This is a genomic window from Arthrobacter sp. EpRS71 (genome assembly GCF_001512285.1).
Classification (GTDB): Bacteria; Actinomycetota; Actinomycetes; order Actinomycetales; family Micrococcaceae; genus Arthrobacter.
In genome coordinates this window covers 912970-937193 of sequence record NZ_LNUV01000006.1, presented here as the reverse complement: position 1 = coordinate 937193, position 24224 = coordinate 912970, and the positions used below count along the sequence as shown (strand labels likewise).

Annotated in this window: 28 protein-coding genes, 3 tRNA genes and 1 riboswitch; of the genes, 12 read left to right on the top strand and 19 right to left on the bottom strand. The window is 62.0% G+C overall.

Translation table 11 applies throughout. The features are described from left to right. Nucleotides 1–6: 6 nt before the first annotated feature. The 3 genes from AR689_RS14655 to AR689_RS14645 all read left to right on the top strand — a co-directional run bounded on the left by AR689_RS14655 (nucleotide 7) and on the right by AR689_RS14645 (nucleotide 2379). Complete coding sequence (locus AR689_RS14655) at nucleotides 7–591, top strand: HdeD family acid-resistance protein (RefSeq protein WP_231745535.1); 585 nt, start codon at nucleotides 7–9, stop codon at nucleotides 589–591. A gap of 62 nt (nucleotides 592–653) precedes the next feature. Further along, nucleotides 654–1460, top strand: coding sequence for an exodeoxyribonuclease III (locus tag AR689_RS14650; RefSeq protein ID WP_062071296.1), 807 nt, complete (start codon nucleotides 654–656; stop codon nucleotides 1458–1460). A 31-nt stretch (nucleotides 1461–1491) separates the two neighbouring features. Further along, nucleotides 1492–2379, top strand: coding sequence for a DUF8083 family protein (locus AR689_RS14645; RefSeq protein WP_062071294.1), 888 nt, complete (start codon nucleotides 1492–1494; stop codon nucleotides 2377–2379). On the opposite strand, the gene AR689_RS14640 is transcribed toward AR689_RS14645, so the two are convergent. The 4 genes from AR689_RS14640 to AR689_RS14625 form a co-directional block, all read right to left on the bottom strand. Next, on the bottom strand, nucleotides 2376–3431 hold the full coding sequence (locus tag AR689_RS14640; RefSeq protein ID WP_062071292.1) for a LacI family DNA-binding transcriptional regulator: 1056 nt from the start codon (nucleotides 3429–3431) through the stop codon (nucleotides 2376–2378). The two genes, AR689_RS14645 and AR689_RS14640, sit on opposite strands and share 4 nt — an antisense overlap. A 112-nt stretch (nucleotides 3432–3543) precedes the next feature. Further along, nucleotides 3544–4509 (bottom strand): carbohydrate ABC transporter permease, encoded by a 966-nt coding sequence (locus AR689_RS14635; RefSeq protein WP_062071289.1) that lies wholly within the window; start codon nucleotides 4507–4509, stop codon nucleotides 3544–3546. After that, nucleotides 4506–5471, bottom strand: coding sequence for a carbohydrate ABC transporter permease (locus AR689_RS14630; RefSeq protein WP_062071287.1), 966 nt, complete (start codon nucleotides 5469–5471; stop codon nucleotides 4506–4508). Before AR689_RS14630 ends, AR689_RS14635 begins: the two co-directional genes overlap by 4 nt. A 96-nt stretch (nucleotides 5472–5567) precedes the next feature. Beyond that, a complete protein-coding gene (locus AR689_RS14625; protein ID WP_062071286.1) occupies nucleotides 5568–6914 on the bottom strand; it encodes an ABC transporter substrate-binding protein in 1347 nt (448 codons plus the stop codon). A 250-nt stretch (nucleotides 6915–7164) separates the two neighbouring features. Here AR689_RS14625 and AR689_RS14620 point away from each other — a divergent pair, with 250 nt between their 5' ends. Further along, nucleotides 7165–7566, top strand: coding sequence for a helix-turn-helix domain-containing protein (locus AR689_RS14620; protein WP_062071284.1), 402 nt, complete (start codon nucleotides 7165–7167; stop codon nucleotides 7564–7566). Between the two features lie 6 nt (nucleotides 7567–7572). On the opposite strand, the gene AR689_RS14615 is transcribed toward AR689_RS14620, so the two are convergent. The 8 genes from AR689_RS14615 to AR689_RS14580 form a co-directional block, all read right to left on the bottom strand. Next, the gene (locus tag AR689_RS14615; protein WP_062071283.1) at nucleotides 7573–8289 is read right to left on the bottom strand and encodes a DNA alkylation repair protein; all 717 of its coding nucleotides are present in this window, start codon (nucleotides 8287–8289) and stop codon (nucleotides 7573–7575) included. Between the two features lie 125 nt (nucleotides 8290–8414). Then, nucleotides 8415–8750 (bottom strand): hypothetical protein, encoded by a 336-nt coding sequence (locus AR689_RS14610; protein WP_062071281.1) that lies wholly within the window; start codon nucleotides 8748–8750, stop codon nucleotides 8415–8417. A 45-nt stretch (nucleotides 8751–8795) separates the two neighbouring features. Then, a complete protein-coding gene (locus AR689_RS14605; RefSeq protein WP_062071279.1) occupies nucleotides 8796–9407 on the bottom strand; it encodes a hypothetical protein in 612 nt (203 codons plus the stop codon). Beyond that, entirely contained in the window at nucleotides 9404–10051 is a 648-nt protein-coding gene (locus tag AR689_RS14600; protein WP_062071277.1) for a DUF6286 domain-containing protein, read from the bottom strand. Before AR689_RS14600 ends, AR689_RS14605 begins: the two co-directional genes overlap by 4 nt. Then, entirely contained in the window at nucleotides 10048–10428 is a 381-nt protein-coding gene (locus AR689_RS14595; RefSeq protein WP_062071275.1) for a hypothetical protein, read from the bottom strand. The genes AR689_RS14600 and AR689_RS14595 overlap by 4 nt, the downstream gene beginning before the upstream one ends. After that, nucleotides 10425–10616, bottom strand: a complete 192-nt coding sequence (locus tag AR689_RS14590; RefSeq protein ID WP_018779541.1) for a DUF2273 domain-containing protein — start codon at nucleotides 10614–10616, stop codon at nucleotides 10425–10427. Before AR689_RS14590 ends, AR689_RS14595 begins: the two co-directional genes overlap by 4 nt. Continuing rightward, nucleotides 10613–11059 (bottom strand): Asp23/Gls24 family envelope stress response protein, encoded by a 447-nt coding sequence (locus tag AR689_RS14585; RefSeq protein ID WP_062071273.1) that lies wholly within the window; start codon nucleotides 11057–11059, stop codon nucleotides 10613–10615. The genes AR689_RS14590 and AR689_RS14585 overlap by 4 nt, the downstream gene beginning before the upstream one ends. A 92-nt stretch (nucleotides 11060–11151) precedes the next feature. Then, nucleotides 11152–11664: a hypothetical protein gene (locus AR689_RS14580; RefSeq protein WP_062071271.1), complete on the bottom strand. Its 513-nt coding sequence runs from the start codon at nucleotides 11662–11664 to the stop codon at nucleotides 11152–11154. Between the two features lie 176 nt (nucleotides 11665–11840). On the opposite strand from AR689_RS14580, the gene AR689_RS23100 reads away from it, so the two are divergent. The 3 genes from AR689_RS23100 (at nucleotide 11841) to AR689_RS14565 (ending at nucleotide 14173) form a co-directional block, all read left to right on the top strand. After that, nucleotides 11841–12527, top strand: a complete 687-nt coding sequence (locus AR689_RS23100; protein ID WP_062071269.1) for a DUF6318 family protein — start codon at nucleotides 11841–11843, stop codon at nucleotides 12525–12527. Between the two features lie 2 nt (nucleotides 12528–12529). After that, nucleotides 12530–13474 carry a hypothetical protein gene (locus tag AR689_RS14570; RefSeq protein WP_231745533.1) on the top strand — a complete coding sequence of 315 codons (945 nt, stop codon included), beginning with the start codon at nucleotides 12530–12532 and terminating at the stop codon, nucleotides 13472–13474. Nucleotides 13475–13729: 255 nt separating this feature from the next. After that, nucleotides 13730–14173, top strand: a complete 444-nt coding sequence (locus AR689_RS14565; protein ID WP_062071268.1) for a peptidase inhibitor family I36 protein — start codon at nucleotides 13730–13732, stop codon at nucleotides 14171–14173. A gap of 197 nt (nucleotides 14174–14370) precedes the next feature. Here the strand turns inward: AR689_RS14565 and AR689_RS14560 are convergent. From AR689_RS14560 to AR689_RS14550, 3 genes are all read right to left on the bottom strand, one after another. Beyond that, nucleotides 14371–14446: transfer RNA gene (locus AR689_RS14560), tRNA-Phe, on the bottom strand. Between the two features lie 46 nt (nucleotides 14447–14492). Continuing rightward, nucleotides 14493–14566 (bottom strand) — tRNA-Asp (locus tag AR689_RS14555). An 84-nt stretch (nucleotides 14567–14650) separates the two neighbouring features. Then, nucleotides 14651–14723, bottom strand: a tRNA-Glu gene (locus AR689_RS14550). A 315-nt stretch (nucleotides 14724–15038) separates the two neighbouring features. Here AR689_RS14550 and AR689_RS14545 point away from each other — a divergent pair. Beyond that, the gene (locus AR689_RS14545) at nucleotides 15039–16001 is read left to right on the top strand and encodes a DMT family transporter (protein ID WP_062071266.1); all 963 of its coding nucleotides are present in this window, start codon (nucleotides 15039–15041) and stop codon (nucleotides 15999–16001) included. Here the strand turns inward: AR689_RS14545 and AR689_RS14540 are convergent. Next, a complete protein-coding gene (locus tag AR689_RS14540) occupies nucleotides 15998–16921 on the bottom strand; it encodes a PfkB family carbohydrate kinase (protein WP_062071265.1) in 924 nt (307 codons plus the stop codon). The two genes, AR689_RS14545 and AR689_RS14540, sit on opposite strands and share 4 nt — an antisense overlap. A 91-nt stretch (nucleotides 16922–17012) precedes the next feature. Here AR689_RS14540 and AR689_RS14535 point away from each other — a divergent pair, with 91 nt between their 5' ends. Both AR689_RS14535 and AR689_RS14530 read left to right on the top strand, forming a co-directional pair. Continuing rightward, nucleotides 17013–17549 (top strand): metallopeptidase family protein, encoded by a 537-nt coding sequence (locus tag AR689_RS14535; RefSeq protein WP_062071264.1) that lies wholly within the window; start codon nucleotides 17013–17015, stop codon nucleotides 17547–17549. Nucleotides 17550–17559: 10 nt separating this feature from the next. Next, on the top strand, nucleotides 17560–18480 hold the full coding sequence (locus AR689_RS14530) for a cation diffusion facilitator family transporter (protein WP_062071262.1): 921 nt from the start codon (nucleotides 17560–17562) through the stop codon (nucleotides 18478–18480). A gap of 76 nt (nucleotides 18481–18556) precedes the next feature. Here the strand turns inward: AR689_RS14530 and AR689_RS14525 are convergent, their stop codons facing one another. Further along, a complete protein-coding gene (locus AR689_RS14525; RefSeq protein WP_062071261.1) occupies nucleotides 18557–19594 on the bottom strand; it encodes a universal stress protein in 1038 nt (345 codons plus the stop codon). Between the two features lie 418 nt (nucleotides 19595–20012). On the opposite strand from AR689_RS14525, the gene AR689_RS14520 reads away from it, so the two are divergent. Further along, on the top strand, nucleotides 20013–20705 hold the full coding sequence (locus AR689_RS14520) for an NAD(P)/FAD-dependent oxidoreductase (RefSeq protein WP_062071259.1): 693 nt from the start codon (nucleotides 20013–20015) through the stop codon (nucleotides 20703–20705). Nucleotides 20706–20878: 173 nt separating this feature from the next. Here AR689_RS14520 and AR689_RS14515 read toward each other — a convergent pair whose 3' ends face one another. Together AR689_RS14515 and AR689_RS14510 are read right to left on the bottom strand one after the other, a co-directional pair. Next, nucleotides 20879–21670 (bottom strand): NlpC/P60 family protein, encoded by a 792-nt coding sequence (locus AR689_RS14515; protein WP_062071257.1) that lies wholly within the window; start codon nucleotides 21668–21670, stop codon nucleotides 20879–20881. Between the two features lie 3 nt (nucleotides 21671–21673). Next, a riboswitch (cyclic di-AMP (ydaO/yuaA leader) is annotated at nucleotides 21674–21841 on the bottom strand. Nucleotides 21842–22015: 174 nt separating this feature from the next. Continuing rightward, on the bottom strand, nucleotides 22016–22651 hold the full coding sequence (locus AR689_RS14510) for a copper resistance CopC family protein (protein ID WP_062071255.1): 636 nt from the start codon (nucleotides 22649–22651) through the stop codon (nucleotides 22016–22018). 114 nt (nucleotides 22652–22765) lie between these two features. Between AR689_RS14510 and AR689_RS14505 the strand changes: the two genes are divergently transcribed. After that, nucleotides 22766–24208: an NCS2 family permease gene (locus AR689_RS14505; protein WP_062071253.1), complete on the top strand. Its 1443-nt coding sequence runs from the start codon at nucleotides 22766–22768 to the stop codon at nucleotides 24206–24208. Nucleotides 24209–24224: the final 16 nt, after the last annotated feature.

The window sequence follows — 24224 nt, the reverse complement described above, 5'->3', positions numbered from 1 at the left end:
ACGTGGTTGGTTACGCTGAGCCGTATGCACGACGCCGCGGATCGCAAAATGTTCAAAAGCCCGGGAACTGCTTTGCTGGTCCGGGGAGCCCTATCCATAGTTTTTGGCCTGTTGATCTTTGTTCTGCCAAGCGCCACCGCTTTAGTGGTGGTTGTCATGTTCGGTGTTTTCGCGATCATTGACGGCATTACCAGCGTGGCCCACTATTTCTACGACCCCGCCGGCCGTTCCCGCTGGACCATAGCGGGTGGGCTCATCTCCATCGCGGCAGGCATTGTTGCAATTGCTTTGCCGGGAATTATGGCGGCCGCAATCGGTGTGCTGATCGGATTGTGGGCCTTGGTCCTGGGCCTTTCCCAAATCATCCTGTCACTTGCTGCGAGGACCTTCGTCCGGAGCTGGGGCATCTGGCTCCTGACAGGCCTGATCACCACGGTGTTCGGGATTGTGGTGCTGGTGAACCCGGGCCTGGGCCTCCTGGGCCTGGTATGGATGCTGGCCGGATTCGCGATAGTGACCGGTTTGCTCCTCATCGCCTCGGGCATCGGGCTCCGCAAGCTGGCATCGTCCTCAGCGCTGTACGTCCGCTAGTTCGTCAAGGTAAAAACCCGTCATGGGATGCGCTCAGCCCCAAGTTCGGTAAGTTAGAGGCTGTGAAGATAGCTACCTGGAATGTGAACTCCCTCCGCGCCCGTGCCGACCGCGTTGAAGCCTGGCTTGAGCGCAGCGACTGTGATGTCCTGGCCATCCAGGAGACCAAGTGCAAGGACGAGAACTTCCCGTGGGAGCTCTTTGAGCGCATGGGTTACGAGGTTGCGCACTTCGGTGTGAGCCAGTGGAACGGCGTAGCCATCGCTTCGCGCGTGGGCTTGGAGGATGTGCAGCGCACCTTCCTGGACCAGCCGGCATTCGGCAAGGCCGGCAAGGACCCTGCCCAGGAAGCCCGCGCCATTGCCGCCACCTGCGGCGGCATCCGCATCTGGAGCCTCTACGTTCCCAACGGCCGCTCGCTGGACGACGAGCACATGCCGTACAAGATCAAATGGCTGGACGTCCTGCAGGGCCACGCAGCCGAGTGGGTCAAGGCTGATCCGAAGGCCCAGATCGCCCTCATGGGTGACTGGAACATCGCCCCGTTCGACGACGACGTCTGGGACATCGAACTGTTCCGCACCAACAACTACACCCACGTCAGCGAACCCGAGCGCGCCGCCTTCCATGCGTTTGAGGCCGCCGGGTTCACCGACGTCGTCCGTCCCTACACCCCGGGCCCCGGCGTCTACACCTACTGGGACTACACACAACTGCGCTTCCCCAAGAAAGAAGGAATGCGCATCGACTTCTGCCTGGCATCCCCGGAACTTGCCTCACGGGTCACGGGTGCCTCCATTGACCGCGAGGAACGCAAAGGCAAAGGCGCTTCGGACCATGCTCCGGTCATTGTGGAGCTCGCAGACTAAGTAAAGGCTCACTGACGAAAGGGCGGTTGATATGACTGGAAACCTGTACCGGGGCCAGGCAGGTCTGCCGTTCTCTTCGTCGCTGCGCATTTACGAGCCCCTTGAGGCGTTCCCGCCCGAGCAGCAGCGCCAGCTCGTGGCGGAGGGCACCAGGAACGGTTCCCGGGCCGCCGTCGAAAATGCGGAGCTCCAAGCATCCCTGGGACGCATTACGCGTTCCGGCGGCGACCCTTTTCCCACCGGCCACACGGACCTGGTCCGCATGACGCGCGTGCCCACCGGACGGCACGCTGCGGCGTCGGAAACAGAAGACCACGACGCCGGACGGCTGCTTTACTGCCCCAGCCAACTGGTGATCAGGGCCGGCTTGGCCGCCAATGCGCTCATGGACGGCGTGCACAGCCCGCTGGCAGATCTCCTCATTCCGGTCTCGCAGCGGGACAAGCACCAGGCCAGGATTGATCGCATCAACGCCGGGGAGGCCGCAAAACGGGTACACACCCGCGCCTCGACGTGGGGCATACCGTTCAGCTGGTTCTCGCTCTTCAGTGAGTCGGACCGAAAGGACGTGGTGGAGGCCGAGGGGCGCATTCTGACCGTCCGGGTGTGGACACCGCTCACGGAAGCCTTGGACCGGGCCCGGTTTGCCGTGGCCCATTTGGCGTTGGCTGCGCCGGATTTGGACATGCTGGATGACCTGACACAGCTCACGGAATGGTTGGAACTTTTCCACGTCCAGTCCATGGTGGAGCTGGACTATGGGGCTGTGGCTGACAAGGTGTACCCGGACGAGTCCCCCATGGATGTCCGGCTCGGCATTGAATGCCTGGCTGAAGGTGACATGACCGGAGCGGCCGCTGCCTACCGCAGGCTCGCATCGCGGTGGATCCCCATCCGGCAGCTGGCCCGCGCTTCCTAGTTTCGGGTGGGCGGGGCCGTTGTCTCGCGCACAATCAGTTTGTGGGGGGCCACTTCTGAATGGACCGCCCCCGGGTTGCCGTCCAACTCATCCAGCAGCATCTTGGTGGCTAGCTCTGCCTGGTTGTCGGGTCTCTGCCCCACGGTGGTGAGCCCCAGCGAGGACGAGAAGTCGTGATCGTCGATCCCGATGACTGAAAGGTCCTGCGGCACTCTGACGCCATGCCGTCCGGCCTCGAAAATGACGCCCATCGCCATCTCGTCCGAAGAGCAGAAGATGGCGGTCGGTTTGCGGCCGGGCTGGCTCCAGAGCCGGTTGAACGCCTGCTGACCGCTGGCCACCGTGAAATCGCCCCACTGGTCCCATTCGGGCCGGACTTCCAGGCCGGCGTCGGTCATGACTTCCTGGAACGCGCGGATACGCACGCGAGGGACGTCGAAGTTCAGGTCCGTTTCGTCGTCACCATGGAGCAGCGCAATGTCTTGGTGGCCCAGGTCCAGCAGATGCCGCACTGCGGTGGACGCGGCGTCGTAATCATTGATGCCGATATACGCGCAATCCTCAACGTGACCGCCCACCACCACCAGCGGGATGTCGATCTTGTGGAGGTGTTCCAGCTCTTCCTCGGTCAAAGACATACAGAGAACCAGGAGTGCATCGATCTGCTTGTAGACCATGGTTGAACTGAAAAGGCGTTCACGGTTACTGCCATGACCGCCCAGGTTGAACAGGGAGAGGTTGTACTTGCGTGAGTGGAGCTCCCGGTCCGCGCCCTCAATGGCCTTTGAGAAGAACCAGCGGCTGACGAACGGGGCCAGCACGCCGATGGTGCGTGTACGGCCGGTCGCCAAGCCGGACGCCGACGACGACGCAACGTAGCCCAGGGAACTGGCCACCTCGAGGATCTTTTCCCGGGTGGCGGGAGACACCCGGGGCAATCCCCGGACGGCTCGTGAGACGGTGGCCGTGGAGACTCCAGCGGCTGCCGCAACGTCCTCAATGCTGACGCCGGTATGGCCACCGCGTTGGGATCTACCCGTTGTTTTTGACACAGGCTCCCCTCTCCGGCCGCCGTTGCTCCGCCTTCACCTTAAGTGTGGAGCCTTGGTTTGATGCCCTCGGTTACGCAGCCACGTAATGCGCTGCGCAACCGAGGGCGCCTCTTTAGCCCTTAAGACCGCCGGACAGCAAGCCGCGCACAAAGTAGCGCTGCAATCCGAAGAACACCAGAAGCGGAACAATGATGGACACGAATGCCGCCGCCGGGTTCAGGTAGTCCCTTGCACCGCGGGTACCGGAAATCTCCGCCAAACGCTGCGTAATCGGGGCTACGTCCGCCGTTCCACCGGAGAACACCAAGGCCACCAACAGGTCATTCCAAACCCACAGGAACTGGAAGATCGCCAGCGAGGCGAGTGCCGGAACCGAGAGCGGCAGGATGATCCGCCAGAAGATGGTGCTGTGCCCGGCGCCATCCACTCGTGCCGCCTCAATGACTTCACCGGGTATCTCGGAGATGAAGTTGTGGAGCAGGAAGATGCCCAGCGGAAGGCCGAACATGGTGTGGGCAATCCACAGCTGGGCGTACGAACCCGCCGGGAGCTGAAGCGTCTGCGTGAAGAACTGCAGCAACGGGATGAGTGCCATCTGGAGCGGAATGATCTGCAGGGCAAAGACGAAAATGAAGAGTCCGTCGCGGCCCTTGAACTTCCCCCACGCAAAAACGTACGCAGCCATGGACGCCAGGACCAGCACGAAGATGGTGACCGGAATGACGATCGCAATGGAGTTGACGAAGTACTGCGAGAGGTTAGCGGACTGCGACCCCGCGGGGGTGAGGACATCCGCGTAGTTCTTGAACGTGAACTGCCAGTCGGTGAATGCATTCCACCAACCGTCGGAGCGAGGGCCCACTTGCTTCGCCGCGGGCCGGAACGAGGTAACAAAGAGGCCGAACGTCGGGACGGACCATACGACGGCGATGATGATCGCTGCCGCTGTTGCCCACTTGGACGTGAGCTTGGTCTTCACCCGCCGCATCATCGGCTGGGCGTCCTCGGTGGGATCGGATCCAGGACGCGGCCGGGCGGCGCCCTTCGAGGCCTCTTTCGGGGCTGGCGTGGCTGTCAATGGATCTCCCTTTGCTTACGAAGGACTCGTGCGTTGTACACAACGATCGGCAGCACCATCAGGAACAGGATCAAGGCCAAAGCCGCACCGCGCCCCGGCTCACCGGCCCGGAAGGCCTGCGTGTACATTTCGTTGGCAACTACCGAAGTGTCGTAGTTTCCAGCGGTCATGGTTCTCACGATGTCGAACACCTTCAGCGTGGCGATGGTGATGGTGGTCAGCACCACCACCAGCGCCCCACGGATCCCGGGAACAGTGACGTTGCGGAACTGCTGCCATGCGTTGGCACCATCCAGGCGGGCGGCTTCAATGAGTTCCACCGGCACGCCCTTGATGGCCGCCGACAGGATCACCATGGCAAAGCCCGTCTGGATCCAGACCATCACAATGATGAGGAAGATCGTGTTTTCCGGGGCATCCAGCAGGAACTGCTTGGGATCCATTCCGAGGGCGACCCTGAAGAAGTTGATGACGCCGGTCTGCTCGATGTTGGGACCGCGGTAGTCGTAGACGAGCTTCCAAATGATGCCGGCGCCCACAAACGAGATGGCCATCGGCATGAAGACGAGCGACTTGAGTACTTTCTCGCCCCGGGCCTTATCGATGAACACCGCGTAGGCAAGACCGAAGCTGGTGGACAGCAAGGGCACCAGGACTGTCCAGATGACGGTGTTCCGCAGCGTGGTCAGGGCCTCGGGCTGCGTGAACATCCAGACGAAGTTATCGAACCCATTGGCATTTCCACCTGCATCGGTGAAAGCGAGCATTGACGTGCGGATGGCCGGATAGACCAGACCCACGAGCATGAGGATCGCGGCAGGAGCAAGGAAGCCTGCCACAGTGACTTTGTCTTTGACTGATTTAGGTGCCCTGTCCACCAGCAACATGATGAGGCCGATGACCGCGGCAAAAATTGCCAGGGCTATCACTACTTGTAGGAGTTTTTCTCCAATAAATTCCATACCCAACCTCCGGGGCGTGAGTGAATCACTAAGTTCCGGGAAAAGCACTGCCTCCCCGGCTGGGGGTTCCAGTCAGGGGAGGCAGCACTTTGGGAGTTAGCTCTTAGGCCAGCTGGATTCGATGCTGTTGGCAACATCCTGGGAGGACGTGCCGTTGATCCACTGCACGATTCCCTTCCAGAAGGAGTTGGAGCCAACCGCACTCGGCATGAGGTCCGAACCGTCGAAGCGGAACACTGTTTCCTTGTCCTGGAGGATCTGGACGGTCAGCTTGTCCAGGTCAGACTGTGCGTTGTTGGGGTCCAGGCCCTTGTTGGCACTGACCACGCCGCCAAGCTTCACGCGGTTGTTGGCGAAGTCGGCGCTGGCCAGGTATGCCAGGAACGACTGAACTTCAGCGGTGTCCTTGTAAGCACCAACCATCTCGCCGCCACCGGTGACTGCCTTGCCCTTGCTTTCGTCGATCGGCGGGGTGATGAAGGCCCAGACGTCGCCGTCTTCAGCCACGTTGGTTCCTGCAGGCCAGTTGGCTGCCTGGAAGTTGGCCTGGTGGTGCATGGCGCAGGTGCCGTCGAGGACGGGCTGGCCGGCCTGGGCGAAACCGGTGCTGAGGATCGAGCGAACGTCACCGAAGCCGCCGTTCACCATGTCCGGGTTGAGCAGGATGTCGCCGGCCTTGTTGAAGGAGTCAACGATCTTGGGGTCGTTGAACGGAATCTCATGGGCCACCCACTGGTCATAGACCTCGGGGCCGTGGGCGCGGAGGACAACGTCTTCGATCCAGTCAGTGCCCGGCCAGCCGGTAGCTTCACCGGATTCGAAGCCGGCACACCAAGGCTTCATGTTCTTGTCATCCGCGGCGATCTTCTTGGACAGATCGATCATTTCGTCCCACGTCTTGGGGACTTCCCAGCCCTTGTCCTTGAAGGTCTTGGGCGCGTACCAAACAAAGCCCTTGACGTTGGCGAGCATCGGAGCGGCGTAGAACTTACCGTCCACTGTGCCGTACTTCTTCCAGTCCGGGGACCAGTTCTTGTCCACCAGATCGGAAACGGTTTGCGGTGCGGGCTTCAGGTAACCGGCCCGTGCCTGGGTGGCCAGAAGGCCGGGCTGCGGGAAGATGCCAACGTCCGGGGCGGTGCCGGACTGGGCACGCACGCCGATCTGGGTTTCGAATTCCTTGCTGCCCTCGTACTTGATGGTGATGCCGGTGCAGGATTCGAACTGCTTCCAGGATTCCTCGAGGTTGGTGGCCTCGATGTCTACGATCGTGGAGTAGACGGATACGGTTTTGCCGTCGTGCTTGCCATAGCTTTCGTAGGCGGAGCAATCATCCGAGCCGGCGGTGGATCCCCCGCCGCCGCTATCTCCGCTACAGGCGGAAAGGGTAAGTGCCAGAACACCGGCGGCTGCGACCGGTAGCAGGTACTTGGTTTTCTTCATGCTAAAGACTCCTCGCTGAGTACAAAGATTCGGCGGCGCAATTGATGTGGTGACGCTCACACTAACCACTCAGCTTGCCTAAGTGCAAGCGCTTACACCGAACGTAACCGCATCGATACCAAGCAGTCTGAGCTTCTTAGTGATGGGCGGGCCTCAGGACACCGCGCGATCGCTTGAGCCCCGGCTCAACAAGGCGCCATTTGTCGCGCTGATTTGATTGCCTACTATTGCCTATGGAAAAGTAGGAATCGTGGATGAACTTGAAGCACTGCAAACTATCGGCCGCCTGATCAAAGAAGAACGCTTGGCTCAAGGACTGAGCCAGGTTCAGTTGGCCAAGCAGGCTGGCACCGCCATCAAAACAGTCCGCACACTGGAATCCGGGACCCGCCGAACGCAGGAAATCAACCAGCGCAAGCTTGAGCACGCTTTGGGTTGGAGGGCAGGTTCGGTGTCGGAGGTCCTGAAAGGTAAGTCGAACTTCGCCCCGGAAATGATCACCCCTGACGACATGCGCTCCGGGGACGAATCACGGCAAGGACCTCCCCGCGTGACGGTTCCCATCGCCCCTATCGCCAGGGCCTCGCATCTGTCCGACGAAGAGCTCCTGGCCGAGCTCACTTACCGGATGATGCACCGCAACCGAGGCTGACCGGTCTCACTTCACTGACTGACGCCGCACCATTTCATTGATCCAGTCGGGTGCGAAGGGCGAGGTGCAGTTGGGCGGAGTGGGATAGTCCTTCAGCACTTCCAAGCGCTCCCCAATCTCCAAGGCCCTGGCCCGATGCTCCGGGAATTCGATCCCGATCTGCGCCAAACAGTGGTTCATGGCCCACTGAAGCCGGTCCGGGGCGTCCTTCATGTGGTTTTCAATAACGTCCAGCAAGTGCACGAGATCCAGGCCTTCGGGCTTCTTGACGACACGCTCGGAGGTCAGCGCCCAGCCGGCACTCGCCACCACGGGATCAGGATCGGAGAACCAAGCCAGCCGCAGGTCTTCGGAGTGCGGGCTCTTCTTGACGACGTAATTCACCAGCCAGTCCTGCACTTTGGGGGTCCGCGCCCCGCGCAACATGCCGTCCAGCTCATCCCGCCCAAACGCCTTGGGCCGGCAGATCAAGAGAGCCAACAACCTGGCCGCAGTATCGCCGGTGTCCCACAGCCCACGGGAGAGATCCTGCTGGGTCTTCAACCGCTTCGCGATGGCACGCAGCTTGCCGAGGTTTACCCCGTGGTCATCACCGTGTCTCTGGTTCACTTCGCGGGCACGGGGTTCTTCCAATGCAGCCAGTTCTGCCATGAGACCGGACACCGTCGCCTCAAGCGCAAGGTGTTCAGCCGCCGTCGTTTTAGCCAGTGTGGTTCCAGCCACCGCGGCCTCCTGTCCTTCGTTATGGGATTCAGGCTACCCGCTACAGAGAACGGAATGGCAGCCCCGGTGGCGCGGTAGTCCGCACTGCCGTGAGCTGCCATCCCGTTGTTTGCGGTAAAGGACGACTACTTCTCGCCCTTGAACATCCCTGCGATCTTCGAGCCCAGGCCCTTGACGTTCTCAGCTACGTCGCCGGCGATTTCTTTCGATTTCTCCGCGACGTCGCCCGCCAACTCCTTGGCATTTTCTCCGACGTCTCCCGAGAAGAATTCTTTGACGTTTTCGGCAGCCTCGCCAGCGAATTCCTTGACGTTCTCAGCGGCATCCCCAGCGAATTCCTTGACGTTCTCAACTGCCTCGCCTGCGAATTCCTTGGCATTCTCCAAGGCTTCGCCTGCGCCGTCCTTCGCGTTCCCTGCCGCGTCGTTTACCGCTTCGGCTCCTGTGGTCTCTTCACTCATAGTGCTCTCCTCTGTGACGGTGGATCTGGTTATCGGGTGGACGTGTCAGCGGACCCTCTCAGCCTTGGTAAATCTTGCCCGGGCGCCGGAAACCATATGCACCAACACTGGAGTCTTCTGCCCGATCACAAGGTCCAACGCTTCAACCAACTGAGAAACTTCTGCAGCAAGGACGTGCGGCGCCACACCATGCCGTGGCTGGATGCGAATACGCAACCCCGGCTGGCCTTTCACTTCAAGGGTGGCAACAGAAGCGCCGGCGAGGTCTGTCCTCTCGGACAAGGCGGCCCTGAGCGCCTGCTCGGCCACCCCACCGCCGATCCGGACTTCGCCGTCCACGGCGCTGTCGTCGTCGCTCGCCACCAGAAGGTTGGCCCGGCCTTTGCCCTGTTGGGACAACCAAGCGATCATCGCAATGATGACGGCCACCAAAACAACGCCGGCCACAATCCACAGCCAGCTCTCTTCGCGCCCGGGAAGGTGCGTCTGCCGGAAGGCATTTTCAGCGCCAGCCCACACCGAAGCCGACCAACCATGCCACCAGGTGGCCACTGCCGGCACGGTGGCCAACAGCACCAGAAGCAGTCCGACGGCCAGCAGTTTCGCACCAATAATGAAGAGCAGTATTCGGTTGAGGGCCCGTGGTGTTCCGTTCACGCTCCGATCACCCCCGACGACGCCACGTTGATCCTGACAGCGGGCATCGGCACCGGCGACATGTCCTCAAGTTCGGCCTGCACCGCCGCCAGGACGGATTCTTCACTGACACGGCTGCCTGAGGTGGGCCGCACATTAACCACCACCAATTGCCGCGAGACAACAACCATCACCTGTTCCTGGGTGACGTTCGCGGCCGTTCGCGCACGACGTGCCAGCGCCGAGGCCAGGACCTCGTCATCAACCACGACGGCGGTGCGCGGGTCCCGTAGCAAGTGGCGGGCACGCCTGCCCGGCAGGACAGCGTGCAGCAGGAAGAAAAGTCCCACCATGGCGATGACGGCGCCACTCGCGCCAAGCAACAGTGGTGAGATGCCCTCCGGAAGGGCGATGATGCGCTCCGCGGCCGTGGTGGGATCAATAATCCACGGCGGCTGCCCGATGGCGCGGACTCCTGCTTCGAGCAAGGCGTAGGCGCAAAGAACTATCACCAGGACGGCCGCGATCACGGACGCACCCGCGCGGGACGAATGCGTCTCACGGCGCAGGATACGGCTCATGCTCGGGTCTTCCCCGGCCACCGGGCTGCTTCCGGCGTTCGAGGTCACTGCGTTCACTTGCTGTGTTTCCTGATCCTGGGTCACTGGACGCGGCCTCCCTCAGTGACGTGCGCTCCGCTGATCCTGATGTCCACCCTGCTGAGCTGGGATCCACTGAGCTGGGTCACGGTTTCAAGAACGAAGGCCTTGGCCGCCACTGCGCGATCCCAGATGGAGCCCCCGAAGCCTTGCACCCGCTGCGGATCACGCAGCACCTCGGTCAAAGACGGGACGCTGATAGGTGCCACGATGGACAAAGCCAACAGGCCGTCGTCGTCCGCCCAATCAGCGCGGATGTCGCTGGCGTCAACACCGAGCGCCTGCGATGCGGCGGCCCGGGCCAACGATGTCAATGCCTGGGTACTGATCCGGTTATGGCCGGCCAGGCTGGTGGTGTACTCCACAGCCTCAGCCACGCTCATGACGAAGAGCGCCGGCCCGTAATGGCGTCCAGCACACTGCGAAGATCCAGCTTGCCCTCAGCAGCGCGGCCAAGCAGTGCGCCTATGCCCATGAACAGCAGGGATATCAGGAAGCCCCAGAGGCCAAACGAGAAGGACATGAAAGCCACGAAAGCGCCGATAGCGATTCCCACCACGGTCATGCTCATTGAAGTGCCTCCCTTTCCACTACTACTGCCTTGCTTCCGGCGGGTTTGGCCGGCGGTGCAATGAAGACATCCGTAATTTCGATATTGACCTCAATCACTTGAAGACCAACCAGTTCCTCCACGGCGCGGTAAACAGCAGCCCGGACCTGGTTGGCGACCCCGTGCAGGGGATGCCCGTAGAGCGCAACCAAGGTGATGTCCACTGCCACTTGGGTCTCCCCGACCTCGGCACGGACGCCTGCTGCATGGTCCGAGCTGCCGACGGCGTCGCGGATAGCACCCAGCGCACGGGACGGAGCGGAACCCAAGGAGTAGACGCCGGGCACTGTGCGGGCAGCGATGCCCGCAACTTTGGCGACGGCCGCCTCGGAGATGATGGTGCGTCCGATACCAGGGATTTCGTCCCCGGGCACGGGATCAAGCTGCACATTCTGGTCTTCCATGGAGCACTCCCCTTCTCTTGAGTACCACCCTAGCGTCTAGCTCCGACGCTTTGGGCGAAGCGTCGGAGGGAAGGGAACGCGCCCGGCGTCGGCTACTTGCAGTTCTTCTCGGTCCAGTCCTGGATGGGCTTCATAAGTTCCTCGAACTGCCCGTCGCCGTATTTGCTGAAGTCCGAGCCGGCGGACTCCGTGAAGGTGCGGAGTTTCTCGAACGCAGGCTTCAGTTCTGCGGGCACTTTGCCCTCCATCTGGGACAACTCCTGCTTTGCCTTGTCGATGTCTTCAGCTTTTCCGCCCGCCATTGCCGCCAGCGGAAGGATGGTGACGCTCAGCATGGTGGCGCTCACCGAAAGACACGCCTCGGACATGGAGGTGAACTCGCCGTAGACACCGCCGGTTCCCGTGGATGCAGCGGGGTCTGCGCTTGAGCCGGCGCTTGCGGACACCTGCGCGGCGGGCGCCTCAGAGGCCTGCGCCGCAGTGGGCGTCGTCTCCGCGACAGGCGCCGGAGAAGAGCAGGCACTAAGGGTCACCATGCCCGTGAGCATTGCCGCCACAAGCAGACGCCCGGATGTGGACAAGCGTTGGCGTTCGAACGTAAACATATTTCCCCCAATAAGATGCGTGCGATGACAAGCCGGCGAGGCAAGAATACGTCGGAGACGTTGCGGAGGCCATAGGCAAGTTATCCACAAGCGCGAATTTCCGGCTGGGAGGCGCCTGTCCGCCCCGCCTAGGCTGGCGCACACATCACCCAAAACCGCTGCTGGGGAGCCCCGTCATGCCACGCCAAACGTTCTTGTCCTTACCTGTTGTTCGCGCCCGGCTGGCGGTGGCGGCTCTTGCAGTCGCGATGCTTCTCAGCGGCTGCCAAGGCGGCTCGGCACCGAGCAGCCCCGCCTCCCAAACAGGCTCGACGACGGCGACACCCACCTTGAGCGCTGCCACTCCCCTTGCTCCGTCAGGGAGCACGGCCACTGCGTCAGTGCCTGCCGTGTACAAACCCGCCGATGCACAAGGGAAGGCGCAGAACGTGCCCGTTCCCGTGATGCCGGAGCTGGCGAAGGAGAACTCAAAGGCCGGGCTGGAGGCGTTTATTGGGTACTGGTACGCGACATACTCTTACGCCATAGAGACAGGCGATCTAGCCCTGTGGAAGCTACTTACCAACGCAGAGATACCAGTTGCCATTGCGCATGAAGAGTCCGTGAACCTCAATTACATTGACGGTAGATGGATAGCCGGCGGTAAACTCACGACCCCAGTAATAGAAGTCATATGGAACAGCCCTGCGACTGGCACCTATTCAGCTAAGGTGCAAGTGATTCAGGAAGCAATCCAATACTTCGATGCTGGCGGCACCAAGGGCCAGAAAGACTCCGCCGCAACGAATACCGCCGACGCCGTCTTCGCTAAGTACACGGATGGCGCTTGGCGGGTCACCGACTATGGATCGATCGTAGGTTAGCCATGCGGATATTCGTTTCCCGTGTCGGCCTCTTGATTCTCGTCGTGTTGCTGTTCATGTCCTCGCCCGTTGCCGCCCACGCCGACGAGTCACGCGTGACCGCGGACAGGCGTGAACGGCAGATAGAAGTCGGGGCCACGTTCATATTCAATCCCCTGACCGGTAAGGCTGAGCCAACAACTGGGTCCTTAGCAACAGCAGCTGACGACCCGAATCAGTACATGGCCGATACCCACTGCCGGGCCGACGGACCCGACACCAAGGACCCCGGCTGCGACGCCCTCGAATGCCCCGCCACCACAACCGGCGGCGACGAAGGCACACCAGTCATTTGGAAAGAAGCCCCCAAAGCAATCACCAACCCCGGCTGGACAGACTGGATCCCAGTCAGCGGACCCACCTGCCTCTACGACCCCCAACCCGAAAACGTCCTGGCCAACATCGCCGCCCGAATCCTCAACGACTTCCGACAACTACCCATCAACCCCGGAACCCTCGAAGCCCAACCCTTCCCCCACACCCTCAAAGGCGGACCCACCAACTTCTACACCACCACCAACGAACAAACCTTCGACCTCACCATCCTCGGCCAAAAAGTCCACCTCACCGCCACACCCACCAACTACAGCTACAGCTTCGGAGACGGCACCACCCTCGGCCCAACACCCGCCGCCGGCTACCCCATCCCCGAAACCGAATGGCTCACCAACCAAACCCGCACCAGCCACATCTACACCAACACCGGCAACTACCCAGCAACCATCACCACCAGCTTCACCGGCACCTACTCCGTCAACAACGGCCCACCACTACCCATCAACGGCACCCTCGACATCACCACACCCACCAAAACCATCCACGTCTGGAAAACAGAAAAAGCACTCGTCGCCGACACCTGCCAAGAAAACCCCAACTCCTGGGGCTGCCCCGGCACGGATCCCGGCTAGGCCCAGTCCTCACACGTCTACATGCCAACTCCATCAGCCAGACACGGATGAAGCCCTTGAACAGACCATCTCCAGTGGCTGTGACCCCCAGGTAAGGCAGCCGCCCCTCGGAATTTGCTGGCCCCACACATCAGCGGTGATCTGTCATCGGGGTAGTTCACCCCATCGCGAATGCCTCAGCCGTGCGCGAGGATACGCAAACAAGGTTCGGCGAAACCGGACGGTCAACTACATCCCCGATAAAGGAGCAAAACCATGAAACTCGCCTCAAAGATCGCAAGTGCCGGCGCTCTGCTTGGCTTCGCAGCAACGTCACTGCTGGCGGGGGCACCTGCGGCTACCGCCTCGGGTACGGGCAAAGCCTGCCCGGCAAACCGTGTGTGCCTCTACTTCAACAGCAACTTTGAAGGGGCACGGGCCGACTTCGTCTACAGTGATGCCAGCCTGAGCAACGAACTCTTCACCGATGGCCCAGTTGGCGCGAACGGCTGGGGAGTTCAAGTCAACAACAATGCCGCGTCACTCATCAACAACACCCCAGGCGGAGCCAACATCTACGACGGAGCCAACTGCACTGGCGAGGCATGGGCTACTTACGGGGGAGAACGCGTCAATTTGGCTTCAATGGGTATGAAGAACCGGGTGACCTCAATTCAGATAGATGGCGCATGCATCAACCGGGATCAATCCTGGGCATAGTGGCCTGGTTGGGACGTGGCGGGCTGTCGGAACTGAGCCCGCCATACCCTCGCTTCGACACGGCACCGACGATCATGATCGCCCTTGGTCCTGAGCATGACTTGCTTGGCCACCAACTACAGCTGAGCCCCGGGAATCGTCGCGCCAACCGCATTAAAGAAGAAAAGCACCAGTTCCGAAGAACTGATGCTTCCCAGTGGTGGCTCCGACCGGCGTCGATCCGGTGACCTTTCGATTTTCAGTCGAACGCTCTACCAACTGAGCTACAGAGCCTAGGTGACATGTCACCTTGAGAACCGAATTTCTTCGGCGCTCAGAGCGACCCTGACGGGACTTGAACCCGCGACCTCCGCCGTGACAGGGCGGCGCGCTAACCAACTGCGCTACAGGGCCTTGCGTTTGCAGTATCTCTACCGCGTTTTTTTCAAGGCTTCTAGCTTACCAGACTTTTTTCATCCGGTTTACCACTTCCTTGCGTACCCCCAACGGGATTCGAACCCGTGCCGCCGCCGTGAAAGGGCGGTGTCCTAGGCCGCTAGACGATGGGGGCCTGAACTCAATTCGGATTTCGCAAAGAAAAGGGACGCTTTACGCGTTCTTTCCGTGTCTCGCTCGTCCGAACTGGACTCTAAAACTTTAGAGCATAGATGGCGATATTCCCAAATCGAGGTTTGCGCAGTGTCCCGGACCACAAATCCGGTCACCGCCGAGGGGCGGGATCTCAAGGGAAAGAAGCACCCAAAGGGTCGGGAGCTCACCCCTCGGCGGACGCCCCGGCGGCTGCAGCCCAACATTGGCAGGATCTTGTCCTGACGCGTCCGAAAACCGCCAGCCGCCCCCGCTGCATGCCGGATACATTTGCCCTATGACAACCACCACCCCGGCCGAACCCGGCCAGCCTTCCCCGGGCTCGACCCCGCGCATCACCCCCGCGCCGGGCGCAGCCATCAGCAAACTCGGCATCGCGGCCGTCATCATCACAGTGGTCCTGTGGGCGTCGGCCTTCGTGGGCATCCGGGCAGTCGGCCCCAGCTTCTCCCCCGGTTCCTTGACGCTGGGACGGTTGGCGGTTGCCGCCGTCGTCCTTGGAATCGTGGTGCTGCCGACTTTGAAGGTCTGGCCGAGCGGCCGGGAATGGTTGCCAATCGTTGCTTACGGGGTGATGTGGTTCGGCGGTTATAACGTGGCGCTGAACGCCGCGGAACACATGCTCGACGCCGGCACCAGCGCCATGCTGATCAACGTCTCACCCATCCTCATCGCCATTCTTGCCGGCATCTTCCTCAAGGAGGGCTTCCCGCGCTGGCTGTTGATCGGCAGCGGCGTGGCCTTCTGCGGCGTCGCCATGATTGCGCTGGGTTCAGGACAGCGCTCGACGGCGGACGTCGCCGGTGCGCTGTTGTGCTTGCTTGCCGCTGTACTCGCCTCGGTGAGCGCGATCCTGCAGAAGCCCGTGCTCCGGAAGTTCACGGCAGGACAGGCGACGTGGTTCGGGATCATGGTGGGTGCCATCTGCTGCCTGCCGTGGACAGGTCAGCTGATTGCCGAGGTCCAAGCGGCACCGCTCCCCGCGACGCTGGGCCTGGTGTATTTGGGCATCTTCCCCACAGCCATAGCGTTCACCACATGGGCGTACGCGCTATCCCTGATCTCGGCCGGAAAGCTGGCCGCCACCACGTACCTCGTCCCGGGCACCACCATTTTGATTTCGTGGGCGGTACTCCAAGAGATCCCCACCATTTGGGGATTGATCGGCGGCATAGTCTGCCTCATCGGCGTCGGATTGACGCGGCGGCAAACCAGACAGCCCCGACAGCCCCGCAGCTAGCGGGCCATACCCATCAGAAGTTCGCGGTGCGTGGGCGGGTTGGCACCTGGGCGGCCAACGGCAATGGAAGCAGCCATGGAGGCAATGGTTCCGATCCGCTCCAGCACGGTTGGGGCCATCCCGTCGCTGCCGCGCAGTAGCAGTCCCATGATGAGCGCCGCCGTGTAGGAGTCGCCGGCGCCGATGGTGTCCGCCACCGTGGCCGGGACGGCCGGGACGTTGAGCTGTATGTGCCGGGTGGCCATGAGCGAGCCATTGACCCCTTGGGTCACCACGGCGAGCCCCGTACCAAGGGCCAGGAGGTGGTTCGCGGTGTCCTCAAGCGCCTTGCCGGGGTAGAGCCAACGGGCGTCGGTGCCGCTGAGTTTGACGACGTCCGTCAGGGGCACGATTTCCTCGAACAGTGAGAGCGCCTCGTGGTGACTTCCCAGGAGGTCGGGCCGGATGTTGGGGTCGTAGGTGACCATGCATCCGCCTTGGGCCTGCTCCAGCAAGCTCCGGACCACGCTTGCGCCGGGTTCCAGGAACGTGGCGATGGACCCTGTGTGCAGGATTCTGGGCGCGTAGGGCAAAGCCAGTGGAGCCAGCGCCCAGTCGATATCGAAGGTGTAATCCGCGGAGCCATCGGCGGTTATCCGGGCTGTCGCCGTCGCGGTCTTCCCTGCGGACATGGATCCGGGCAACAACACCACACCCGCTTTTTGCAGGTGCGCAGCGATGGCATCACCCCGCGCGTCGCGGCCAATGGCTGTCAGCAGGCCCGTTTTCACGTCCAACAGTCCAAGGCCATAGGAAACATTCGCCGGCGAACCGCCGGGGTACTCCTTCTGCCCGTCCGTCGACTGGACGATGTCGATCAAGGCCTCACCCACAACAACGACGTCGAGGGGCTCAGGTGTGAGGGAAGCGGTGCCGGTCATGCGGTTCCTGTGTCTGTCGAAAGGAGGATTGAGTTCAGTATCTCCCATCACGCACGGAGCCATTGCTGCGTTGGCGGACTAAAGTCGAATCATGCCCGCGAATCTTCCTCCCGGCCTGCCCATAGTTCCCGACGGCGAGCGCCCCTCCTCACCGCTCCGGGACTCGCCGCTCCGGGAACGGAACACAGTGCACAGTCCTGTCGAAAAAGTACACAGTCCTGTCGAAAACAGGCCTGGTGATGAAGGCCATTTTTCGGGTCCTTTTGAGATGTCGCCCGAGGACTTTGAGGAAGCCGTCAGCGACGCCCTGCAGCTGATTCCGCCCAAAGCGGCCAGTGCCATGGACAACGTGGCGATCTTCATTGAGGACGACTACACGCCGCAGCCCGGCGAAGATCCAGACACCGTGTTGTTGGGCCTCTACGAGGGCGTTCCGTTGACTGAACGCGACTCCTGGTGGGAGGCAGGCTCCCTCCCGGACCGGATCACCATCTTCCGTCAACCCATCCTGAACATCTGCAGCACCCGCCAGGAGGTTATTGATGAGGTGGCCATCACCGTGGTGCATGAGATAGCTCACCATTTCGGGATAGATGACGACCGCCTGCATGAGCTCGGCTGGGGCTAGCCTTAGAGGCATGGGGCACGACCACAACCACTCCCACGGAGTCACAGCAACCGGCAAGCATCGGAAGCGGCTTATCGCCGTCCTGGCCATCACCTTAGGGGTGGTGGGCATCCAGGTGGTTGGCGCCGTCGTGTCCGGTTCCTTGGCCTTGCTGGCCGATGCGGGCCACATGCTCTCCGACGCCGCTGGTGTCTTCATAGCCCTCATGGCGGCGTGGATCGCTACCCGTCCGGCGAGCGACCAGCGGACCTATGGATACCAGCGGGCCGAGGTCTTGGCTGCTCTGGCCAACGCTCTGATCCTCATAGTCATCGCCGTGGTGATCATGATCGAAGCCATCCGGCGCTTCGGCGAGACCACGGAAATCCATACGGACGTCATGCTGTGGGCCGCCATTTTGGGTGCGGTGGCAAACCTCGTCTCACTACTGATCCTGCAGGGGGCACAGAAGGAAAGCCTCAACGTCCGCGGCGCCTATCTGGAGGTCCTCGGCGACCTCCTTGGCTCCATCGCGGTCATCGTGGCGGCCGTGGTGATCATGACCACCGGATTCAGTGCTGCTGACCCGCTGGCATCGGTGCTCATTGCCCTGATGATCATTCCGCGGGCCTGGCATCTATTGCGTGACGTGGTGGACGTACTCCTGGAAGCCACCCCCAAGGGCGTGGACGTGAACATGATCCGCGAGCACATCCTGGCTGTCGACGGTGTAGTAGACGCACACGACATCCACATCTGGACCATCACCTCCGGGGTGCCCGTGTTCTCCGCCCACGTGGTGGTGGAAGATGACGTCCTCAACGCCACGGGGGCGGACAGCATCCTCGATCAACTGGGATCTTGCCTGGGCCGGCACTTCGACACCGAGCACTGCACTTTCCAGTTGGAGCCTGTGAGCCACTCCGAGCACGAATCACACCAGCACGCCTGATCTCCGTCAGGGTTGAGGGTTTTCCATACCAACGGTCCCCCGCTGCTTCTTGTCCATGGACGAAACGGGCTCCGACTCAGGCAGCGCCGAGCATGGGCCCGAACTTGTGGCGGTCAGCCAACCGGGGATCGTCCCGGTCCGGAACAACCAGCACAGGGCCCTTGGCGTGGTGCAGGACTCCGTCCGATGTTGAACCCAACAGCATTCCGGCGAATCCACCGCGGCCCCGTGTGCCCAGAACTACCAATTCGACGCTGCGGCTTGTTTCCACCAGAACATCAACCGGCGAGCCATCACGGAGATCCGTCTCAATGGTCAGTGAGGGGAAGTGGCTTCTGAGCCAAGCGACACCCGCATCAAGCTGGACCCTGATATCGGCAAACAGCGCATCCCGGTCCAGCGGAGCCGGAACCCACGCCAGGGAACCGCTGTATTGAGGAACAGCGCAGATAACGCGGAGCTTGGCCCCCATGCGCTGAGCTTGCTCGGCAGCCTCGAGCACGGCAACGCGAGCCTGTTCGGAGCCGTCTACGCCGACGACAACCACATTTTCCACGGTCCGCGGACCGGACTTGGCGTGCTCAGCCTTGACGTGTTTGTCCTCGGTGTTCTCGCCCAGCCGGTCGGCGCAATAGAGCGGTACCGTCACCGTGGGGCACTTGGCGTGCGCGGGCAAGGCACTGCTCACAGAGCCCAGCAGACGTCCGACGAACCCGCCGCGTCCCCTGCTGCCGAAGACCAGCAGCGCAGCCTCCTCGGAAAGATCCAACAGGACACCAGCAGCATCGCCGTTTTCCACGGATGCATCAACGTCGATGGCGTATCCGGAGACTTTGTCCAGGGCTTGGCGAACGATCGCATCCGCGCCCTCGCGGATGACGGAATCGTCAACTGTTGCGTAGCCACCGTCCAAGCCGGAGGCCGCGAAAATGGGCACGGAGTAAGCCGTGACAATATGCAGCGGAAGCTGACGGCGCTCCGCCTCCCGTGCAGCCCAGACCAAGGCGCACTGACCATGCTCTGAACCGTCCACTCCGACGACGATGCCACCTGGTTCCACAACCTGGTCCTGGCCGTCCTGTGGCTCTTCACTGTGTCTACCGTGCTGGTCCATGGGGGCCTGCCTCTCCACCTACTGCTTGATGTTCCGGCTATTCTGCCAGAGGTTCCCGGCGTAAAACTCTCTGACTGTTCCATTGTCAATGGCCGGGGCAGGAGAAACTCTGAAATTCCTGCTCCCAATGCTCACTATTCTCGGTCAGCAATGGCGAATCAAGACGAGATTGGGCTATGTGCATAACGGTCAGGGCTCGGTTCCAGGCCGTCGATATTGCGCTCCCGACGAACAGACAAAACGCGCCGCCGGAGAGGCTATCCATGGCCGAAAAAGTTCGGTAGTGTTCGAGTCACCGAATGGCCGGCGAGGGTGTTTCACAACACACGCCCCGGCCATTTATTTGCGGCCGCTTGGGGAACTCGGACGCGATCCCACGCGCTGCCATAAGGCACACACGTCAAGGAGGAACCAAGCAGTGTCACTCACGCCTGATTCCGCCACGGAACGCACCACCACCGTGGTCATCGGAGCCGGCCTGTCCGGCTTGGCAGTTGCCAGCGAACTCAGCCGTTACGGCGTGGGTTCAATCGTTGTGGACGGGTTCGGGGCGTTGTCCGCTCCAGGACCGTCCGTCCACACAGGCATGCTTCAACGCACTGACTCCGCAGATCCCGCAGCAATGCAGGAACGCAATGAAATCCTCCGCCACCTGCGCAACTACGCCACCAACCACCACTTGGACGTTCGCAACACCACCCGTGCCGTCCGCCTTGATTTCCTGGGATCGGATCCTTCCCGGCAGATCGGATATGGCCTGGTGGCCAGTATGACCACGGCGGGCCTGAGGACCGGGCTCCATGCTTCCGGCCCCCTTGAATCAAACCCCCGCCAGTGGGCTGTCCACACAGCCCACGGCGTGCTCCTGGCGGACCACGTAGTAGTCACGCGCTGCGCCCAGAGCCAGTTGCGGCGCATGCTTGCCGAACTTGGCATAGCAGTGGGCCAGAATCTTGCCGCAGCCATGCGGGCCGTGGGCATGCACCTTGTGGGCGTCGGAGACCTCATTACGCCGTCTCCCAAGGAAGTGCTGCGGCAAGCCAAGGCAGTGGGCCAGGCGATCTCTTCAAAGGTTGCCCTGCCGCCGGGCCCCGGCATCGCCATCGCCTAGCAGCACCCCACTAGCCGAGCCGGCCAGGCCCGCAGCAGCCGAGCCAGCCATCCCCGCCGCTTAGGCGCGCCATCCGGCGTCGGACTTAACGCGGTGAACTTTTCCGAACAGAACTTAACGCCAAAGGCCGGTACCTCCGAAGAGGTACCGGCCTTTGAACTAAGCGTGAGGCTTTATGCGCCAGCGCGTACGTAGGTCAGGGGACCCGTTGCGGTCAACCAGCTGATGGGGTGGATGCCCGTCTGGTTGCCGTTGATGCCGCCACTGATGGCCTGTCCGTTGCCGATGTAGATGGCAACGTGGCCGGACTGAACAATCATGTCACCGGGCTGGGGCGCGCTAACGACCTTGCCGTAGTTCATGAATTGCATGGGACCGAGGTCGCCTACCGGGATGCCTGCGGAGCCAAGGGCCTTCTCAACCATGGCGGTGCAGTCCTGGAAGATGCCGATCTGTGCGTAAGCCGAAGCAACCATGGCTGCGTTGACTCCGCCAGCGGCGGGGGCAGCAGCTACGGGAGCAGCGGCGGCCGGTGCGGCAGCCACAGGAGCAGCCGCAGCCTGAGCGGCGACGGGAGCTTTTGCAGCGGCAGTGGCAACGGCGGCCTTCTTGGCCACGGGAGCCTGAACAACAGGAGCCGGCTTTTCGATGACCGGGGCTGCTACGGAAGCAACGGCGGGACGCTCGAAGTTGACGGTAGCCGTCGACAGGGCGGTAACAACCTTGGTGGGTGCCTCGGATACGGTCTCAGCGACCGTAGCGGGGCTGGAATCGCGCTGAACCGGGGTCTCAGCTGCGTGAGCAGCAATGGAGCCGGTCAAAACGAGGCCCGAGGCTGCTGCGATAACAGCTGCCTGACGACCAGCGCCGGAAGCGTTGCTGGCCACTGCCTTCGAAATGGAGATGAACGGATTAGGACGTACGCTGTCCGCCTTACGACGGCCGCGAAGAATGCGTGAAGACATGAAAGAGCCTCTCCCGATGCCTGCGAGGTTAGCTGTCGGATTCGGATGGGAGTCACCCGGCCACTATCCCCCGCTGTTCAGCGGAAGCTTCGTGACTTCACCCCAAGGCACGCTCGAAAGCGACCTAAATTGGGTTCCCCGTCTCTGCCGTAGGTTTGTCTGCGAACGGATTCCGGACTGCGGCAGAGCTAGGCAATCAGGCCGGAAGTGCCCGCTACGTGGAACAGGCACAGGTACTACCGTACGCGATGATTCCCCCGAAGTCACATTTAAGTAACGGGAAGTGGGCGTCCGGCGTGTCGCGGTAACCGATTCGAGATATTCGCAGCTACGTAGAAAACCGCGTTATTCCGCGGGAGTATTGGCGTCAGCGTCGTTTGAAGCCGCCAATTTCTTCCTTGCGGTAACGGCGAGATAAATAACGAGACCCACAGCGACAACAGCCAGCCCAACAATGCTCCACGGGAAGGGCTGGGAGGCGTCGGCTGCCGGCTCATTATTACCGGCCGTGCCGGGCGCGGCGGTGCCAGCGGTGGGAACCGCGGCCGACGACGCTGACGCCGCCGGTGAGGCACCTGCCGTACCACTCGCCGTCGTCGATCCTCCCGCGGCGGCCGTGAACGTGAAGGTGCCCTCAATGGGGTGCGAATCGGAGCTGACAACACGCCATACCACCGTGAACTCGCCTGCGGGGGCGCCCTCGCGAAGCTTCTGAACAGCCTGGTTGTCGATAATCTCGACCGGACCGTCCGCCCAGTTCTCGCCGCCAGCCGTCACGGTTACACCGGAACCGATGGCGAGGGGGCGGTTGTTGAACGTAATGGAAACCGACGCCGGGACTTCCGCCACGCTTGCACCGTTGGCTGGCGTGGTTGATTCAGCGACGTCGTGCGCGGACGCCGGCGCCGCGGAAAACAGCAGGGCGGAAGCAAAAGCAAAAGCGGCGACGACGGCGGCCAGAAGCGGACGGATGGTACGCATGGGGCGGTTTCTCCTAGTGTTGGCTTCCTTACAGACTAGGCGAATCGTTGGGAGGGCCCGCACCGGACAACATAGGATTTGAGAGCAAACTCCCCTCGATCCCCGGAGACCTTCATGCTGAAACAAGGTTCTGCAGTAGACCGCTACTTCAAGATCTCCGAACGCGGATCCACCTATTCGCGGGAAATCCGTGGCGGTTTCGCGACCTTCTTCGCCATGAGCTACATCGTGGTGTTGAACCCCCTGATCCTCTCCGGGCCCGACTCAAGTGGCGCATCGCTGGGCTTCACCGCCGTGGCAGCCACCACGGCGTTCGTGGCCGGCATCCTGACCATCCTCATGGGCGCCTGGGCCAAGCACCCCTTCGCGGTGGCTACGGGCCTGGGCGTCAACGCGTTCGTCGCTGTCACCGTTGCCTCGCACCCCGGCCTGACCTGGCCTGACATGATGGGCCTGGTGGTGCTGTCCGGTGTCACCATGCTCATCCTGGTGCTCACCGGTTTCCGTACTGCCGTGTTCAAGGCGGTCCCGGAAGCCCTCAAGACGGCGATCGTTGTGGGCATTGGCCTCTTCATTGCACTGATCGGCCTGGTCAACGCCGGATTCGTGCGCCGCATCCCCGACGCTGCCGGCACCACCGTCCCACTCGGTTTGGGCGTGGACGGCAAGCTCCTGGGCTGGCCCACCCTGGTGTTCGCAGTGGGCCTGATCCTGACCATCGCCTTGGTGGTCCGGAAGGTTCGTGGCGCCATCCTGATCGGCATCGTAGTTTCCACGGCCCTGGCCGCGATCCTCGAGTTCACGCTCCACATTGGCCCGAGCTTTGATGGCACCAACGTCAATCCCCGCGGCTGGTCCTTGGTGGCGCCCAAGCTCAGCGAATGGGGCGCACCGGACCTGTCCCTGATCGGCAAAGCCAATCCGTTCGGCGCCTTTGAGCACCTCGGTTTCATCGGTGCAGCTTTGTTGGCTTTCGTGATCCTCCTGAGCATTTTCTTCGACGCCATGGGCACCATGGTGGGCCTGGCCAACGAGGCCGGCACCGTGGACAAGGACGGGAACATCCCCAACGTGGACCGGGTCCTCCAAGTGGACGCCCTCGGCGCGATTGTGGGCGGCGGCGCTTCTGTTTCCTCCAACCAGATCTTTGTTGAATCCGGCGCCGGCATTGGCGAAGGCGCACGGACCGGGCTGGCTTCGATTGTCACCGGTGCGCTCTTCCTGGTGGCCATGTTCTTCACGCCGCTGATCAACCTGGTTCCCTTCGAGGCCGTCGCCCCCGCCCTGGTGGTTGTGGGCTTCATGATGGTCTCCCAGGTGGGCAAGATCGACTGGCAGGACTGGGGCGTTGGAATTCCTGCGTTCCTGACCATCGCCCTCATGCCGTTCACCTACTCGATTGCCAACGGCCTCGGCGCAGGCTTCATCTCCTTCGTCCTCATCCGCACTTTCCAGGGCCGCGCCCGCGAAGTCCACCCGCTCATGTGGGCTGTGGCTGCCGCCTTCCTGCTGTTCTTCGGCATCGGAACCGTGGAAGAGCTGCTGGGCGTCAAGTAGGCAAGTCCGGGGTTTC